We start from the raw sequence: 16,817 nt of genomic DNA, 5'->3' as shown, positions 1-16,817 counted from the left end.
CGCCGGGGCGCGGGCCGCTGCGTTCGCGCGAGCCGCCACCCGGACGGCCGCCGTCGCGACCGCCGCTGCGGCCGCCGCGACCGCGCTTCTCGTCTTCAGCGGCCTTGGCTTCGCGCACTTCGCGGAAGATCGCAGTGACGCTCTCGGCCTCGCCGTCGTCCTCGCCCTCGACCTTGGGTCGCGGCGCGCGCGGCTTGGCGATCAGCAGCTCGGGCTCGACCGCGGCCACCGGCAGCTTCTGCTCGATGTAGGCCTCGATGTCGGGCAGCGACATCGCGTAGCGCTCGCAGGCGAAGCTGATCGCGTCGCCCTCGGCGCCCAGGCGCGCGGTGCGGCCGATGCGGTGCACGTAGTCCTCGGCGTCGAACGGCAGGTCGTAGTTGTAGACGTGCGACACGCCGTCGATGTGCAGGCCGCGGGCGGCCACGTCGGTGGCCACCAGCAGGTCGAGCTGGCCCTTCTGGAAGCGCGCCAGCAGCGTCTCGCGCTTCTTCTGCGGCACGTCGCCCGACAGCACGCCGACGCGGAAGCCGGCGCGCTCGAGCGCCTTGGCCACGCGCTCCACCCAGACCTTGGTGTTCACGAACACCATGGTGCGGTGGCCTTCGCTGCGGGTCAGCAGGCCGATCAGCAGCGGGATCTTTTCCTCGTCGGCCGGGAAATAGACCAGCTGGCGCACCTTGGCGGCGGTGATGAACTCGGTTTCCACGACCAGCTTCTCGGGCTCGTTCATGTGCTCGTAGGCCAGTTCCAGCACGCGGTGGCTGAGGGTGGCCGAGAACAGCAGGGTCTGGCGCTCGGTGCGGATCGGCATGCGGCGCAGCAGGAAGCGGATGTCCTTGATGAAGCCGAGGTCGAACATGCGGTCGGCTTCGTCGAGCACGCAGACCTCGCAGGCGTGCAGCGAAACGACCTTGTGCTGCTTGACGTAGTCGATCAGGCGGCCCGGGGTGGCGATGATCACGTCCACGCCCTGCTGCAGCAGTTCGCGCTGCTTGTCGTAGTCGACGCCGCCGTAGACCAGGGCGAAGCGCAGGCCGAGGTCGGAGCCGAACTTCACGGCGTCCTTGTGGATCTGGATGGCCAGCTCGCGGGTGGGCGCGAGGATGAGCGCGCGCGGGTCCTCGGGCTTGCGGTCGGCCAGGGCCGGGCGGGTCAGCAGGCGGTTGATCAGCGCGACCAGGAAGGCCAGCGTCTTGCCGGTGCCGGTCTGGGCCTGGCCGGCGACGTCGCGGCCGTTGAGGGCCAGCGGCAGGGTCAGGGCCTGGATCGGGGTGCAGCGGGTGAACCCCGCGGATTCGAGGCCGGCCTGCAGGGCCGGATGCAGCTCGAAACTGGAAAAAACGATATCGGTCAGCGGTTTATCGGACATGGGACTCTCTTGGGGCGCGTCTCTGCGCTTGCGCGGCCTGTCCGGGAATCGCAAACTCGTGGCGTCCGGGGGTGCCGCTGTCGGTTGTTTATCGGCGAAAGCGCCCCAGTTTAACCCAACGATGGCGGCAACCGGCCGCATCCCCCAAGAAAATCAGGAGTTTGAGGCATGAGCGACCAGGTCCTACACGTGGGCGACAGCGACTTCGAGGCCCAGGTGCTCAAGTCCGACACCCCGGTGCTGGTGGATTTCTGGGCCGAGTGGTGCGGCCCCTGCAAGATGATCGGCCCCATGGTCGACGAGCTGGCGGGCACCTACGCCGGCAAGGTCAAGGTGGTGAAGATCAACATCGACCACAACCCCCAGACGCCCAGGCAGTACGCCGTGCGCGGCATCCCGACCCTGATGATGTTCAAGGACGGCAAGGTGCACTCGACTCAGGTCGGCGCGGTCGGCAAGTCGCAGCTCGCGCAGTTCATGGACAAGGCGCTCTGAGCGCCCGCGCCCCGGCCCTGGCCGGGGCCTTCCGCCCCGCGCGGGTTGTCGCCGCGGGGTGGCCAGTGTTAGCGTAAGGCCGTCGTGGCGCCCCGGGCGCCCACTCTCTTCTGCAAGAACCCCTCCCTCCCCCACGCTCGCTTTCGCGAGGTGAATCCTGTGTCCGATAACGAAAACGAATCCGGCGTAAGCGCCGAGAAGCGCCCGCGCAAGCCGCGCAGCGCCCCCGCCCAGAACCCCACTGAAACCCCGAACGCCCCGGCACCCGAGCGCGCTCCCGCGCAGGTGAGTGGCGGCGGTGACGCCCCGTCCGGCGGCAGCAGCCAGGAGGGCGGCCAGCCGCGCTCCGGCGGCGGCCACGAGGGTGGCGGCCAGCCCCCGGGCGGAAGCCAGGGCGGTGGCGGCCAGCAGAACGACGGCGGCGGCCAGGGGGGCGAAGGCGGCTTCCGCGAAGGCCGGCGCAATCGCCGCGACCGCTTCCGCGACAAGCGCGACCGCTTCCGCGACCGTCCGCGCGACGGCGGCGGCGATGACGACGCCGGCAACGGCGGTGGCGGCAATGGCGGCGGCGAGCGCAACGACCGCCCGATGCCGCAGCTGCCGCCCGACTTCCCGACCTACAGCCTCAACGACCTCAAGCGGATGCCGGCGCACAAGCTGCTGGAGATCGCCGACAAGCTGAACCTGCATGAGGGCGTGGCCCGCATGCGCAAGCAGGACGTGAACTTCGCCCTGCTCAAGGTGCTCACCCGCCACCCCGCCGGCGTCGCCGGCGACGGCGTGCTGGAGATCCTGCCCGACGGCTACGGCTTCCTGCGCAGCGACGACGCCAGCTACCTGGCCGGCCCGGACGACGTCTACATCTCGCCCAGCCAGATCCGCCGCTTCAACCTGCGCACCGGCGACCACATCGCCGGCCGCATCCGCAGCCCGAAGGACGGCGAGCGCTACGTCGCGCTCAACATCGTCGACACCATCAACGGCGAGCCGCCGGAGGCGTCGAAGGGCAAGGTGCTGTTCGAGAACCTGACGCCGCTGTTCCCGCGCGAGCGCTTTCGGCTCGAGCGCGGCAACGGCTCGTCCGAGGACATCACCGGCCGCGTCATGGACCTGATGTCGCCGATCGGCAAGGGCCAGCGCGCCCTGATCGTGTCGCCGCCCAAGGCCGGCAAGACCATGCTGATGCAGAACGTGGCCCAGGCCATCCTGCACAACCACCCGGACGTGCACCTGATCGTGCTGCTGATCGACGAGCGCCCGGAAGAAGTGACCGAAATGCAGCGCTCCGTGCGCGGCGAAGTCATCTCCTCCACCTTCGATGAGCCGGCCGCGCGCCACGTGCAGGTCGCCGAGATGGTGATCGAGCGCGCCAAGCGCCTGGTCGAGCACAAGAAGGACGTGGTGATCATGCTCGACTCGATCACCCGCCTGGCCCGCGCCTACAACACCGTGGTGCCGAGCTCGGGCAAGGTGCTCACCGGCGGCGTGGACGCCAACGCCCTGCACCGCCCGAAGCGCTTCTTCGGCGCGGCCCGCAACGTCGAGGAAGGCGGTTCGCTGACGATCATTGCTACTGCCCTCGTGGAAACGGGCTCGAAGATGGACGAGGTGATCTACGAAGAGTTCAAGGGCACCGGCAACAGCGAAGTGCACCTGGACCGCCGCATCGCCGAGAAGCGCGTCTACCCGGCCATCAACATCAACCGCTCCGGCACCCGCCGCGAGGAGCTGCTGATCGAGCCGGACATGCTGCAGAAGATCTGGATCCTCCGGAAGCTGCTGCACCCGATGGACGAGCTGGCCGCGATGGAGTTCCTGCTCGAGAAGATGAAGAACACCAAGTCCAACGACGAGTTCTTCAGCTCGATGAAGCGCTGAGTCCTGCCAGCCGCCGCAACGAAAAGCCCCGCTTCGGCGGGGCTTTTCCGTTACGCGGGAGGCTCAGCCGCCGATGGGCGTCACCAGCTTCCAGCGCTCCGAGGGACGGGCGCCACTGGCGTCGAGCGCGATGGCGCCGGACGAGGCCCGCTCGGCCGTCACCCAGGCCGGCGTCTCCACGGCGACGCCGTGGGTGCGGATCCAGCGGTTCGAATCCACGCCGCCGGGCATGAAGGTGACCGGCACCACGACTACGCCGCCCTCGATGCCCGGGATGCGCCAGCGGGCGGTGGCCCGCACCGCCGACTTGCTGAAGTTGCGCCCGTGGCGCTCGCGCAGCCTGGGCTCCGGCTCACCGAACAGGTTCACCGTCTCGGCCGCGGCATCGGTGACGCGGCCCTCGGCGTCCAGGCGCAGCAGCAGGTCGACGCGGGCACCGATGCCATCCCTGAGCTCGCTCTCCGGGTAAGCGGGCGGCGCAAGCGAGCGCGACACACCCTCGGCCGCCTTGCGCGCCACCGGCTCGAAGAACTGCACGCGCTCGAAGCCGATGCGCATGTTTTCCGCGCCCGGCTGGCGGATGACCAGCAGGCCCACCGACAGCCGGGCCTTGACCGGCACGGGTTGGCCGTCCTTAAGGATCGGCTCGAACGCCCAAGCGCGCATCTGCGACTCGAAGTCCTGCACCAGGTCGGCCCCGAGCGATTTCGGGTCAAGCGCGACCGAGGTGACGCGCCCCTCGGCATCCACCGTCAACTCGCCGGTAGTGGTGGCGGTGTAGATCTCCGGCTCGGCATTGGCCGCGGCGAATACCTGGGCGGTAGCCAGCAGCAGCATCATCGCGATGGATTTCATGGGTTCCATGGATTCCCGTGGGGCTGGCGCGGATTCCGAGTTAAGCATCGCCGACCGGGCCTGGCAACGCGAAAATGCCGCGCACGCGTCGGTTCGCCCTCCGCCGTGTCGCGCCGTCACGCGGCTGCCGCATAATCGCGGGATGCACGGCACCGGCTACCTCTCCATCATCCTGGTCTTCCTGGTCGCGGCGGTGGTCGCGGTGCCGCTGTTCCGCCGGCTGGGGCTGGGCGCGATCCTCGGCTACCTGGCCGCGGGCGTGGCGATCGGGCCCGAGGGCCTGGCGATGGTGCCGGACCCCGAGGACGTGCTGGCCGTGTCCGAGTTCGGCGTGGTGATGCTGCTCTTCATCATTGGCTTGGAGCTCAGCCCGCCGCGGCTGTGGGTGATGCGCCGGCAGGTGTTCGGCACGGGCGGGCTGCAGGTGCTGGTCTCGGCGGCGGCGATCGGACTGGTGGCCGCCACCTTCCTCGGTGGCTGGAAGGCACCGGTGATCGTGGGCCTCGGCCTGGCGCTGTCGTCCACGGCGGTCGGGCTGCAGCTGCTGGCCGAACGCAAGGAGCTGACCGCCGCGCACGGGCGCGTGGCGTTCGCGATCCTGCTGTTCCAGGACCTTATCGCGATCCCGCTGCTGGCCGCGATCCCGCTGATGGGCGAGGCCAAGGCGCTCGCACGGTCGGCGCCGCCGCTGGAGTCGGTGCTCAACGCGGTGGTGGTGATCGCCGCCGTCATCATCGGCGGGCGCTTCCTGCTGCGGCACGTGCTGCGCGCGGTGGCGCGGGCGAACTCGGTGGAGGTTTTCACGGCCACCGCGCTGCTGGTGGTGGCGGGCAATGCGTGGCTGATGCAGTGGGCCGGGCTGTCGATGGGCCTGGGCGCGTTCCTGGCCGGCGTGCTGCTGGCCGATTCGGAGTACCGGCACGAGCTGGAATCCCACATCGAACCGTTCAAGGGCCTGTTCCTGGGCCTGTTCTTCATGGCCGTCGGCATGAGCATCGACCTGGGCGTGGTGGCGCGCGAACCCTCGGTGATCCTGGGCGGCGTGCTGGCGCTGCTGGCGGTCAAGACGCTGCTGCTGGTGGCCATCGGCCGCTGGTCGGGCGGGCTGCCGCTGCGCGACGCCCTTCGCCTGGGCGCGGTGCTGGCGATGGGCGGCGAGTTCGGCTTCGTGGTGTTCGCCGAGGCGCTCAAGGCGGGCCTGATCGAGGCCGCGATGCGGGACAAGCTGTTCGTGGTGATTGGCCTGTCCATGGCGGCCACGCCGCTGGCGCTGCTGGCGGTGTCGCGCTGGCTGCACACGCACCCCGGGACGACGCCGGAGCGGCCGCACGACACCATCGAGGGCGAGCACCCGCGCGTGATCATCGCCGGCTTCGGGCGGATGGGGCAGATCGTCGGGCGCATGCTGCGCGCCCGGAAGATCCCCTTCACGGCGCTTGAAACCAGCGCCGAGCAGGTGGACTTCCTTCGCCGCTTCGGCAACAAGATCTACTTCGGCGACCCGGCCCGGCCCGAGCTGCTGCGCGCCGCCCGCGCCGACCTGGCCGAGGTCTTCGTGCTGACCACCGACGACCCCGACGCCAACATCCGCACCGCGCGGCTGGTGAAGCGGATGTTCCCGCACCTGAAGGTCTTCGCCCGCGCCCGCAACCGCCAGCACGCCTTCAAGCTGATGGACATGGACGTGCAGGTGACGCGCGAGACCTTCCACTCCAGCCTGGTCATGGGCCGGCGGGTGATGGAGGCGCTGGGCGTGCCGGCCGACGAGGCCGCGCGCAATACCGAGCAGTTCCGCGAGCACGACGAGGCCCTGCTGCGCCAGCAGCACCTGGTCTACGACGACGAGGCGGCGCTGGTGGCGTCGGCGCGCGAGGCGCAGCGTGAGCTGGAGACGCTGTTCGAGGCGGACGTCGAGCCGGTGGAAGACGACGGAGATGCGGGGCGGTGAAGGAATTGGAATCGACGGAACTAGTAAAAAGGAACTAGGAACTAGTGAATAGCCTTCTACGCAAGCCTGCTGCCGACACTAGTTCCTAGTTCCTAGTTCCTAGTTCCTAGTTCCTGCCTCACCGCGGGTCCCGCAGGAACCTCGCCAACGACGGCGTTCCGCCGCGCGACGGTTCGAACTCCGCCGCGACATCCACGAAGCCCCGCAGCACGGCGATGTCGTGCGGCGTGCGGCCCAGCCCGTCGCGGGCCTGGCGGTTGCCGCCTTCGCGCAGCAGGCGCTGCACCACGCGCGGCAGGCCGTGCAGCGCCGCCAGGTGCAGCGGGGTGAAGCCGCGCTGATCCTGCGCGTCAAGGCTGACGTCTTCGGCCAGCAGGCGCTCCAGCGCCGCCAGCAGCACGTCCTCGTCGCAGGCGGCACCGGGCTCGGCGCGCGCGCCCAGCAGCAACAGCAGCGGCGTCTGGCCGAGCGCGCTGGCGTCGTCGGGTTCGGCGTCGGCCAGCAGCAGGATGTCCATCAGGGCCAGCACGCGCTGGCGGTCGCGCGACGAGAACGCGTGCAGGGCCGCGCAGTGCAGCGGGCCCAGGCCCTGGGCATCGCGCGCCTGCGGGTCGGCGCCGTGCGCCAGCAGGCGCGAGACCAGTTCGGGCTGGCCCAGCGCGGCGGCGAGCATCAGCGGGGTGACATCGCCGGGCAGGGCCAGGTCGGGCGCGGCGCCGGCGCGCAGCAGCTGGTCCACCACGCCGACGTGGCGCATGGAAATGGCGGCCGAAAGCGGGGTGGCGCCGGTGCGGGCGGACAGCGCGGTGTCGGCGCCGCGCTCGAGCAGCAGCGCCACCACCACGTCGTGGCCGCCGCCGGCGGCGCGCAGCAACGCGGTGCAGCCCTGGGTATCGGTGCCGTCCACCGGCAGCCCGAGCTCGAGCAGGCGCAGCACGGCCTCGGCATCGCCGGCCATCGCGGCGGCCGGCAGGTCGGCCGCCTGCAGCGCGCGGCCCGGCAGCTGCCACTGGCGCCACTCCAGCCAATGCGACAGCTCGCGGCGATCAGCCGCCAACGCCAGGCCGAGCGGCGTCTGGCCGTCGGGCGCGGCCAGCGCCGGCGAGGCGCCGTGCCGGATCAGCACGCGCAGAGCGCTTTCCCGGCCCAGGGTGGCGGCCAGGTGCAGCGCGGTGTGGCCGCGGCCATCGCGGGCGTTGGGATCCACACCGGTGGCCAGCAGGGCTTCGGCCAGCCGCAGCCAGCCCAGCTGGATCGCCAGGCCCAGCGGCGGATCCGCGGGCGACCCGCCGAAGGCATCGGCGCCGCGCTCAAGCAGGCCGAGCGCGAACTGCTCGTGGCCGCGCGTGGTGTGCTCGCCGCTCTGGCAGGCCTGCAGCCACAGCGCCAGGCCACCGCGGCCGCCGACCGGCTGCGCCACTTCCAGCAGCCGCTGCAGCGCCGGCAGCGCATGCCCGCCGCGGCCCAGCAGGTGGAACAGCACGCTCTGCTCGCCGTCGATGGCGAAGTCGGCGCGCGCACCGTGACGCAGCAGCCAGTCGAAGCCGGCCGCATCGCCTTCGCCGGAGAACTCCAGCAGGAGCGAGGCCATGCCCTGCTGGTCCGGCCCGGCCCCCAGGCGCAGCATCGCTTCGGCCGACTCGCGGCGGCCGGACTGCAGCGCCTCGCGCAGCAGTTCGCGCGGGGTCTTCTCGAAGTGGCCCTCGGACAGGCCTTCGGCGACGCTGGCGGGCAGCGGATAGGACGGGTCGAGCACCGCCACCAGCGGCCAGCGGCCCGCGCCGAGCGCATGCTCGAGCGCGCGGCGGCCGTCGGCGTCGCGCTGCTCGGGATTCACGCCCAGCGCGATCAAATGGCGCAGGAACTCCGGCGTCGCGCCGGCCTCCGTCGCCAGCACCAGGGCATTGCGGCCGTGGCCATCGACGGCGGCGACATCGGGTCGTGCCTGCGCCAGGCGCGCCAGCACGCCGGCGTGGTGGCCGCGGGCGGCCTCCAGCAGCGGCGTGATGTCGTCGGCGTCGTGGGCGTTGCGATCGGCGCCGGCGTCGAGCAGTTCGCCCACGATCTCGGCGTTGCCCGCCGCGCAGGCCAGCAGCAGCGCGGTGCGCTGGCGGGTGCCGCGCGCATCCACCCGCGCCTTGTGCCGCAGCAGCAGCTGCACGCCGGCGGTGTCGTCGTCGCCGACCACCGCGGCCAGCAGCGCCGGCTGGCCATCCTTGGGCTCGGGCTTGGCGCCGCGCTCGATCAGGAAGCGCGCCAGGCGCCAGTTGCCGGCGGCGCAGGCGATGCCCAGCGGGCTGAATCCCTCCGCATTGAGCGCCTCGAGCGTGGCACCGGCATCGAGCAGCAGCGCGGCCACGGCGGCATCGGTGCTGCGCGCGGCGTGGTGCAGCGGGGTGTTGCCGTCGGCGTCGGCGCGGCGCGGGTCGGCGCCGTTGGCCAGCAGGGTCATCACCGCCTCGGGGCGGCCGTGCCAGCTGTCGCGGGTGGCGGCCAGCAGCGGGGTCAGGCCCGCGTGCTCGTCGTTGAGGTCGACGCCGCGGGCAATCAGCTCGCGCAGCAGGCGCAGGTCGCCGAGCAGCGCGGCCAGCATCGGCAGCGTGCGCTGGTCGGGGTCACCGGGATCGGGTTCGGCGCCCGGGTCGACGCCGGATTCGAGCAAGGACAGCGCGGTTTCGATCCGGCCGGCGCGGGCGGCGGCGTAAAGCTCGGCCTCCGGCGACAGCCCCGTGTCGGCACCAGTCGCCGCCACGAGTTCATCGTCGTCACCGTCATCGCCGTAGATCGGCAGGCTGGCCAGCGATGGCGGCGCCGGCGGCGCGCCGTAGCGCTGCACCAGGACATGCGCGGCCACCGCCACGGCCAGCAGGCCGCCCGCCGCCAGCCAGCGCTGCGTCAGCGGCACCAGGCCGGGCCAGGCCAGCAGCAGCGAACCCGCCAGCACGGCGAATACCGCCAGCGCGACCACGAAGCCCCGCCCCGCCTCTTCCGGGCCACCGGCACCGACCGCGGCCGCCAGCGGCGGCAGGCGTCCCGACTCGCGCTCGGCCAGGCCGTAGGCCGGCCAGGCCCGCCAGAGGCAAAGCAGCGCCGCGCCGGCCATGCCGCTCAGCGCCAATGCCGACGTCAGCGAACCGTTGTCGCGCAGCGCCGCCAGCGGCCAGGCCGTGGCCAACGCCACCAGCCCCAGGCCGAGCAGCCAGGCCAGGGCGAGACCCAGGGCTTCACGCAGTCCGGCGGCGTCGAAGCCAGGCGTGGGCCGCAGGCCGCGCAGGCTGCCCAGGCCGATCGCCAGCGCGGGCTGCGCCAACCAGGCGCCCAGCAAACCGGCCGGATGCGGCCAGGCGACCCCCAGGGTCAGGCCGGCGCCCAGCAGCAGCCAGGCCCAGGCCAACGCGACGCGGCGGGCTTCAGCCATCGACCAGGGGATCCAGCACGGTCGGCGGGAACTGCAGGTGGAAGCCGTGCGTGGCCAGGTTGGTGCGCACCACGGCGGCGTCGGCCTGGGCCAGTCGCCGCTCGGGCGTGAGCGCCACCTCGAGCACGAAGGCCAGCTCGCCCAGCGGCAGCCGCACGGGTTCGGGCATCACCGCGAAGTCGTCCCGCTTGCGCAGGTAGACGTAGGTGTCGGGCTTCCGGAGGGATTTGTAGACGTAGGCTTGCATGGTCCCGCCGCAGGGTTCGGGCGATTGTCGCCGCAAACGCCACGGGGGAAAAGCAGCACGGGCCGCGGGGACACCGGCTTTGCTAGGCTTGCGGGCCTTCTTCAGCCACCGGGAGCCGCCATGCGCCATCGCCATCTCGCCCTCGCCCTGCTCGCGGCCGTCGCCGCGCCGGCCCTGGCGAACGACACCCCACTGACCCTCGACCAGGCCATGGCGCATCCCGACTGGATCGGACCGCCGGTGGAACAGGCCTGGTGGTCGCTGGATGGCCAGCGCGCGCTGTACACCCTCAAGCGCGACGGCTCGCCGGTCCGCGACACCTGGACGCTGCCGGTCGCCGGCGGCACGCCCGTGCGCGTCGAAGGCGCTGCCCTGGCGGACGTGGATGGTGCCCAGGTCGACTTCGATGCGGCCGGCAGGCGTGCGGTGTTCGTGCGCAACGGCGACGTGTTCCTGCGCGAGGTGGGCGGCGCGCTGCAGCAGATCACCCGCAGCGCCGAAGCGGAAACGAATGCGCGCTTCGCTGCCAACGACCGCGACGTGGTGTGGAGCGTGGGCAACGACTGGTTCCGCTGGTCGCCCGATACGCGCCTGGCCCAGCCGGTTGCGCTGCCGCGCGCCGAGAAGGACCCGGCCGCCGCGCCCGAAGCCGACGCCCTGCGCGACCACCAGCTGCGCCTGAGCAGCACGCTGGCGCGCGAGAAGGCGCAGCGCGAGGCCCTGCGCGACCACGCCGAGGCGCTGCGCGCCGCCGACCCGACCCGCGCCGCCGCGCCGGCCTACCTTGGCGACAAGGTCGAGATCAGCACCTCCTCGATGTCGCCCGACGGCCGCTGGCTGCTGGTGGTCACCCAGGCCAAGGGCGCCGAGGCCGGCCGCACCGGCAAGATGCCCAAGTACGTGACCGAATCGGGCTACGAAGAGGCCGAGGACGTGCGCGTGCGCGTCGGCCGCAACGCGCCGATCCCGCAGCAGCTAAAACTGGTGGACCTGCGCGACAACCGCCTGCGCGACCTTCCGTTCGCGCCGCTGCCGGGCATCACCACCGACCCATTGGCCGACCTGCGCCGCGCCGCCAAGATCGATCCGCTCAAGGGCGAGCGCGCGCTGCGCATCGGCGGCATCCAGTGGTCGGACGACGGCCGCGGCGTGGCCGTGATGGCGCGCGCGGTGGACAACAAGGACCGCTGGATCGCCACCGTCGATTTCGAGGCGGGCGTGCTGCAGCCGCTGCACCGCCTGACCGACACCGCGTGGATCAACTGGAACTTCAACGACTTCGGCTGGCTGCCGGACAACCGGACCGTGTGGTTCCTGTCCGAGGAGAGCGGCTGGTCGCACCTGTACACCGCGACGCCGGGCGGGCGCGCGAAGGCACTGACCCGCGGCGAATGGGAAGCCTCCGAGCCGCAGTGGTCGCGTGATGGCACCACCGTGTACTTCCTTTGCAACCGCACGCGCCCGGGTGACTACGAAGTCTGCGCCACGTCGCGCGACGGTGGCAGCGTGCGCGAGGTCACCGCGCTCGACGGCGTCGAGAGCTTCGCGCTGTCGCCCGATGGCGGCCAGCTGCTGCTGCGCTGGTCGGCCCACCACACGCCGCCGCAGCTGGCGGTGCAGCCGGTGGCCGGCGGCGAGGCGCGCAAGCTCACCGACACCCGCAGCGAGGACTTCAAGTCGCGCACCTGGCTGGCGCCGCAGACGGTGGAAGTGCCGTCCACCCACGGCGCCGGCACGGTCTGGGCCAAGCTCTACCGCCCGGCGCAGCTGGAGGCCGGCCGCAAGTACCCGATCGTGATGTTCGTGCACGGCGCCGGCTACCTGCAGAACGTCAGCGACCGCTACCCGAACTACTTCCGCGAGCAGATGTTCCACCAGCTGCTGGTCGAGCGCGGCTTCATCGTGCTGGACATGGACTTCCGCGCCTCCGAGGGCTACGGCCGCGACTGGCGCACGGCGATCTACCGGCAGATGGGCCACCCGGAGCTCGAGGACTACGTGGACGGCGTGAAGTACATGGTGGCGCAGCACCAGGGCGACGCCGCCAACGTCGGCATCTACGGCGGCAGCTACGGCGGCTTCATGAGCTTCATGGCGCTGTTCCGCGAGCCTGGCGTGTTCAAGGCCGGCGCCGCGCTCCGCCCGGTCACCGACTGGACCAGCTACAACCACGAGTACACCTCGAACATCCTCAACACGCCCGAGCTCGACCCGGAGGCCTTCCGCAAGTCCTCGCCGATCGAGTACGTGGAGAACCTGCGCGGCCACCTGCTGATCAGCCACGGCATGATCGACGACAACGTCTTCTACCAGGACTCGATCCGCCTGGCGCAGCGCCTGATCGAACTCAAGAAGCACGACTGGGAGCTGGCCAGCTATCCGCTGGAGCGCCACGGCTACCAGCACCCGGAAAGCTGGTACGACCAGTACCGCCGCATCCTCGAACTGTTCGAGGACAACCTGAAGTAAACGCTCAGCCCGCCGCGAACACGCCCTCGAGTTCGACGTCGAGTTCGCGGCGGCAGACGTCGCCGCGGAGGTAGCTGATGCGGTCGGCCGGGATGCCGGTGGTGGCCATCACGGCGCGGGCCGCGTCGAGGTCAGCCGCGTGGCGCAGGTAGATGCGCAGCGCCTCGCAGCCGGCGGGCTGGAAGCGGTGCCCGGTCTTTTCGGCCGCCTGCGCCATCAGCGCGTCCAGGTTACGCAGGCTCTCGCGCAGCTGTTCGGCGCAGTCGCCCAGGTGCAGCGAGACGTGGCCGACGATGCTGGCCGTGCCCGAGGCGAGCAGGCGCGGCGTGGCGGTGTCGGCGTCGAGCACCGCGCCGCGCGAGAAGCCCGGCGACACCGGGCCGTGTTCGCGCGGGTACTGCCAGGCCGGCGTCTGCCGCGGATTCTCCAGCGCGATCGCCGGCGCGCGCGAGCACAGCGCCACCACCTTGAGCTGGCCAGGTACGCCGACCGTGCCGATCGCAGTGGCGGCGGGCGGCGGATCGTTGAACATGCCGTCCACGGCGCGCGCACGGCCGACGCAGAATCGGCGATAGCGCTCGTCGTCGCCCTCGCCTTGGTTGATCGCGGCGAAGTAGTTCCAGATCCGCAGCAGGTAGGGATGCGCGGACGGCCGCACCGCGACCAGCAGGCGTTCGTAGCCGCAGGCGGCGGCCGATTCGATGTCGCCCGCGGCCTCGTCCACCGCCAGCGCGACCAGCGCGTAGTGCTCGCCATGGGCCCAGGCGGCGCCAGCGGTCTCGGCCGATTCGGTGATGGCGCCGGCCAGCCAGGCCTCGTCGGCGGGGCCGGCCAGCGGCGGGCAGTCGATCGCCAGCGGCGACGCCACGCCGGACTGGAAGCGGAAGGGGATCAGGGCTTCGTCGCGCCGTTCGGGAACGATCCGGAGCCGCGCGGGAGTGGGGTCGGGGGAGTTCATTGCTGGGCGCGATTATAGCCGCCGGCCGGGGCGGCTATCATGGCGGCCTGCTTGCCACGGGTGCCCCATGACTGACTTCAACGCCGTGCAGGACTACCTGCGCACGCTCCAGGACCGCATCTGCGCCGGCCTCGAGGCCATCGACGGCGGGCGCTTCGCCGAGGATGCGTGGACGCGGGGGGCGGAAGGCGCCTCCTTGGGCGGCGGTCCCTCCCGGGACACTGGCCCATCCCTGGGCGGCGGTGGCCGCAGCCGGGTGCTGAAGGACGGCACGGTCTTCGAGCAGGCGGGCGTGGGCTTCTCGGATGTCTCCGGCGCCACGCTGCCCGTCTCCGCGACCGCGCACCGGCCGGAGCTGGCCGGCGCCCCGTGGCGCGCGGTGGGTGTGTCGCTGGTGATCCATCCGCGCAACCCCTACGTGCCGACGTCGCACGCGAACGTGCGCTTCTTCGAAGCGCGCCCGGAGGGCCGCGACCCGATCTGGTGGTTCGGTGGCGGCTTCGACCTCACGCCCTTCTATCCGTTCGACGAAGACGTGCGACACTGGCACGAGGTGGCGCACGCCACCTGCGCCCCGTTTGGTGCGACGCGCTACGCCGAGCACAAGGCGTGGTGCGACAAGTACTTCTTCCTCAGGCACCGCGACGAAGCGCGCGGCGTCGGCGGCCTGTTCTACGACGACCTGCACGCCGACGGCTTCGAGCGCAGCTTTGCCTACACGCGCGCGGTCGGCGACGCCTTCCTCGACGCCTACCTGCCGATCGTCGGCCGCCGCAAGGACACGCCCTACGGCGAACGCGAACGCGAGTTCCAGCTCTACCGCCGCGGCCGCTACGTGGAGTTCAACCTGGTCTGGGACCGCGGCACGCTGTTCGGCCTGCAAAGCGGCGGCCGAACGGAATCGATCCTGATGAGCCTGCCGCCGCGCGTGCGCTTCGAATACGCCTACACCCCGGAACCCGGCAGCGCCGAGGCCCGCCTCGCCGACTACCTCAAGCCCCGCGACTGGCTCACCCCTTGAGTCACGTGCGCCTTGCGCACGGGCTTGGGAAGCGGGGCAAATAAAAACCCCGCGGGCCAGGGGAAGCCCGCGGGGTCAGGGGTGGGAACCTGAGGCTGGGGAGAGCCCGGTTCCCGGTGGATCCACTCAGGGGAGGGAGTGATCCTGCGCCGGACCTTGCATCCGACGCGCCTAGTAGACCTCCCGGACCATGAGAAGTTCGTGAACAGCCCGGCATCTCCGGAAACAAATTCAGGAGAGATTCATGCCTTTGGCAACCGCCTGATAAACAAGGCGAAATCCGTCACAGTTCAGTGCGCTTCTTCCCAGTTCGAACCGGTGCCCACGTCCACCACCAGGGCCACCCGGAGCTCGGCGGCGGCGACCATGCGCTGGCGCACCTCGCCGACCAGGGTATCCACGAAGCCGGCGTCCACCTCGAACACCAGTTCATCGTGCACCTGCATCATCATCACCGCCCGGCCGCCCTGCCCGTCCAGCCAGTCCTGCACCGAAACCATGGCGCGCTTGATGATGTCGGCGGCGGTTCCCTGCATCGGCGCATTGATCGCGGCGCGTTCGGCGCCGGCGCGCTGGGCCTGGTTGCGCGAGTGGATCTCGTTGAGCTGCAGCCGGCGGCCGAAGACGGTCTCGACGTAGCCCTGCTCGCGCGCCTGCTGGCGCACGCGCTCCATGTAGTCGCGCACGCCCGGGTACTTGCCGAAGTACAGCGCGATGTAGTCCTGCGCGTCGCCGCGGCCAATGCCCAGCTGCTTGGCGAGGCCGAAGGCGCTCATGCCATACATCAGGCCGAAGTTGATGGCCTTGGCGGCGCGGCGCTGGTCGCCGCTCACTTTCTCCAGCGGCACGTCGAAGACTTCCGATGCGGTGGCGCGGTGTACGTCCAGCCCGCCTTCGAAGGCGCGCACCAGGCCCGGGTCGCCGGAGAGGTGGGCCATGATGCGCAGCTCGATCTGCGAGTAGTCGCAGGCGACGATGCGGCGGCCTTCCGGCGCGATGAAGGCGGTGCGGATGCGGCGGCCGTCCTCGGTGCGGATCGGGATGTTCTGCAGGTTCGGGTCGTTCGAGCTCAGGCGGCCCGTGGCTGCGCCGGCCTGGTGGTAGCTGGTGTGCACGCGGCCGGTGTCGGGGTTGACCATCTCCGGCAGCTTGTCGGTGTAGGTGTTGCGCAGTTTGGCCAGGCCGCGGTAGTCGAGCACCAGGCGCGGCAGTTCGTGCTGGTCGGCGATGGCCTCCAGCGCTTCTTCGTTGGTGGAGGGCGCGCCGGTCGGGGTCTTCACCAGCGCCGGCAGCTTGAGCTCCTCGAACAGCAGCTGGCCCAGCTGCTTGGGGGAATCGAGGTTGAAGGCGCGGCCGGCGAGTTCGTGCGCGCGCTGCTGCGCGGCCATCATGCGCTGCGACAGGTCGGCGCTCTGGCGGCGCAATTCGGCCACGTCGATCAGCACGCCGGTGGCCTCCATGCGCGTGAGAACCGGCACCAGCGGCATCTCGATGTCGCGATAGACGGCCTGCAGCGTGGGCTCGGCCGCCAGCTTCGCCGACAGCACGCGGTGCAGGCGCAGGGTGATGTCGGCATCTTCGGCCGCATACTTCGTGGCGTCGTCGAGCGCCACCTGCGAGAACAGGATCTGCTTGGCGCCCTTCCCCGCCACCTGTTCGTACTTGATGGTGGTGTAGCCGAGGTACTTTTGCGCCAGCGTGTCCATGTCGTGGCGCTGGCCGCCGGCGTTGAAGACGAAGCTCTCGAGCATCGTGTCCTCGGCGTAGCCGCGCACCTCGACGCCGTGGCGGCGCAGGATGTGCAGGTCGTACTTGCCGTGCTGGCCGAGCTTGGGCCTGGCGGCGTCCTCGAGCACCGGGCGCAAGGCCTCGAGCACCGCGGAGCGATCGAGCTGCGCGGGCGCGCCGGGGTAGTCGTGGCCGACCGGGATGTAGCAGGCCTTGCCGGGCTCGACGCAGAAGCTCAGGCCGACCAGGTTGGCGCGCATCGGGTCGAGCGAATCGGTCTCGGTGTCGAAGGACACCAGGTCGGCGGCCTGCAGGCGGGCGACCCAGGCCTGCAGCGCGGCGGCATCGAGCACGCACTCGTAGTCGCCCGGCGCCGACAGCGCGGCGTCGGGCGCGTCCTCCACCGCGGCGGCAGGCGCGGCGGGGCG

11 protein-coding genes are annotated in these 16,817 nt (G+C 71.3%); 5 read left to right on the top strand and 6 right to left on the bottom strand.

Annotated features, from left to right (window positions below; genetic code table 11):
• Nucleotides 1-1,372 (bottom strand): ATP-dependent RNA helicase RhlB (gene rhlB / locus Q0C12_RS11860; protein ID WP_290890519.1); only part of this gene is annotated, 1,372 nt, incomplete at its 3' end.
• Between the two features lie 168 nt (nt 1,373-1,540).
• On the opposite strand from rhlB, the gene trxA reads away from it, so the two are divergent.
• Both trxA and rho read left to right on the top strand, forming a co-directional pair.
• Nucleotides 1,541-1,867: a thioredoxin TrxA gene (gene trxA / locus Q0C12_RS11855; protein ID WP_034212593.1), complete on the top strand. Its 327-nt coding sequence runs from the start codon at nt 1,541-1,543 to the stop codon at nt 1,865-1,867.
• Between the two features lie 159 nt (nt 1,868-2,026).
• Entirely contained in the window at nt 2,027-3,745 is a 1,719-nt protein-coding gene (gene rho, locus Q0C12_RS11850; RefSeq protein WP_290890518.1) for a transcription termination factor Rho, read from the top strand.
• Between the two features lie 63 nt (nt 3,746-3,808).
• Here rho and Q0C12_RS11845 read toward each other — a convergent pair whose 3' ends face one another.
• Nucleotides 3,809-4,600, bottom strand: coding sequence for a hypothetical protein (locus tag Q0C12_RS11845; RefSeq protein ID WP_290890517.1), 792 nt, complete (start codon nt 4,598-4,600; stop codon nt 3,809-3,811).
• A 142-nt stretch (nt 4,601-4,742) separates the two neighbouring features.
• On the opposite strand from Q0C12_RS11845, the gene Q0C12_RS11840 reads away from it, so the two are divergent.
• Nucleotides 4,743-6,548, top strand: coding sequence for a monovalent cation:proton antiporter-2 (CPA2) family protein (locus Q0C12_RS11840; RefSeq protein ID WP_290890516.1), 1,806 nt, complete (start codon nt 4,743-4,745; stop codon nt 6,546-6,548).
• A gap of 118 nt (nt 6,549-6,666) precedes the next feature.
• On the opposite strand, the gene Q0C12_RS11835 is transcribed toward Q0C12_RS11840, so the two are convergent.
• Nucleotides 6,667-9,966 carry an ankyrin repeat domain-containing protein gene (locus Q0C12_RS11835; RefSeq protein ID WP_290890515.1) on the bottom strand — a complete coding sequence of 1,100 codons (3,300 nt, stop codon included), beginning with the start codon at nt 9,964-9,966 and terminating at the stop codon, nt 6,667-6,669.
• Nucleotides 9,959-10,213 carry a YcgL domain-containing protein gene (locus Q0C12_RS11830; protein WP_290890514.1) on the bottom strand — a complete coding sequence of 85 codons (255 nt, stop codon included), beginning with the start codon at nt 10,211-10,213 and terminating at the stop codon, nt 9,959-9,961. Before Q0C12_RS11830 ends, Q0C12_RS11835 begins: the two co-directional genes overlap by 8 nt.
• A gap of 120 nt (nt 10,214-10,333) precedes the next feature.
• Between Q0C12_RS11830 and Q0C12_RS11825 the strand changes: the two genes are divergently transcribed.
• Complete coding sequence (locus Q0C12_RS11825) at nt 10,334-12,682, top strand: prolyl oligopeptidase family serine peptidase (RefSeq protein ID WP_290890513.1); 2,349 nt, start codon at nt 10,334-10,336, stop codon at nt 12,680-12,682.
• Between the two features lie 4 nt (nt 12,683-12,686).
• Here the strand turns inward: Q0C12_RS11825 and Q0C12_RS11820 are convergent, their stop codons facing one another.
• Nucleotides 12,687-13,640, bottom strand: coding sequence for a pteridine-dependent deoxygenase (locus Q0C12_RS11820; protein WP_290890512.1), 954 nt, complete (start codon nt 13,638-13,640; stop codon nt 12,687-12,689).
• A 67-nt stretch (nt 13,641-13,707) separates the two neighbouring features.
• On the opposite strand from Q0C12_RS11820, the gene hemF reads away from it, so the two are divergent.
• Entirely contained in the window at nt 13,708-14,661 is a 954-nt protein-coding gene (gene hemF / locus Q0C12_RS11815) for an oxygen-dependent coproporphyrinogen oxidase (RefSeq protein WP_290890511.1), read from the top strand.
• A 290-nt stretch (nt 14,662-14,951) separates the two neighbouring features.
• Here the strand turns inward: hemF and polA are convergent.
• Nucleotides 14,952-16,817: DNA polymerase I (gene polA, locus Q0C12_RS11810; protein ID WP_290890510.1), on the bottom strand; the 1,866-nt coding region annotated here is incomplete at its 5' end.

This window comes from Arenimonas sp., from assembly GCF_022842045.1.
GTDB lineage: Bacteria > Pseudomonadota > Gammaproteobacteria > Xanthomonadales > Xanthomonadaceae > Arenimonas.
The sequence above is the reverse complement of the archived record's forward strand: the minus strand, read 5'-3'. Positions and strand labels throughout refer to the sequence as shown.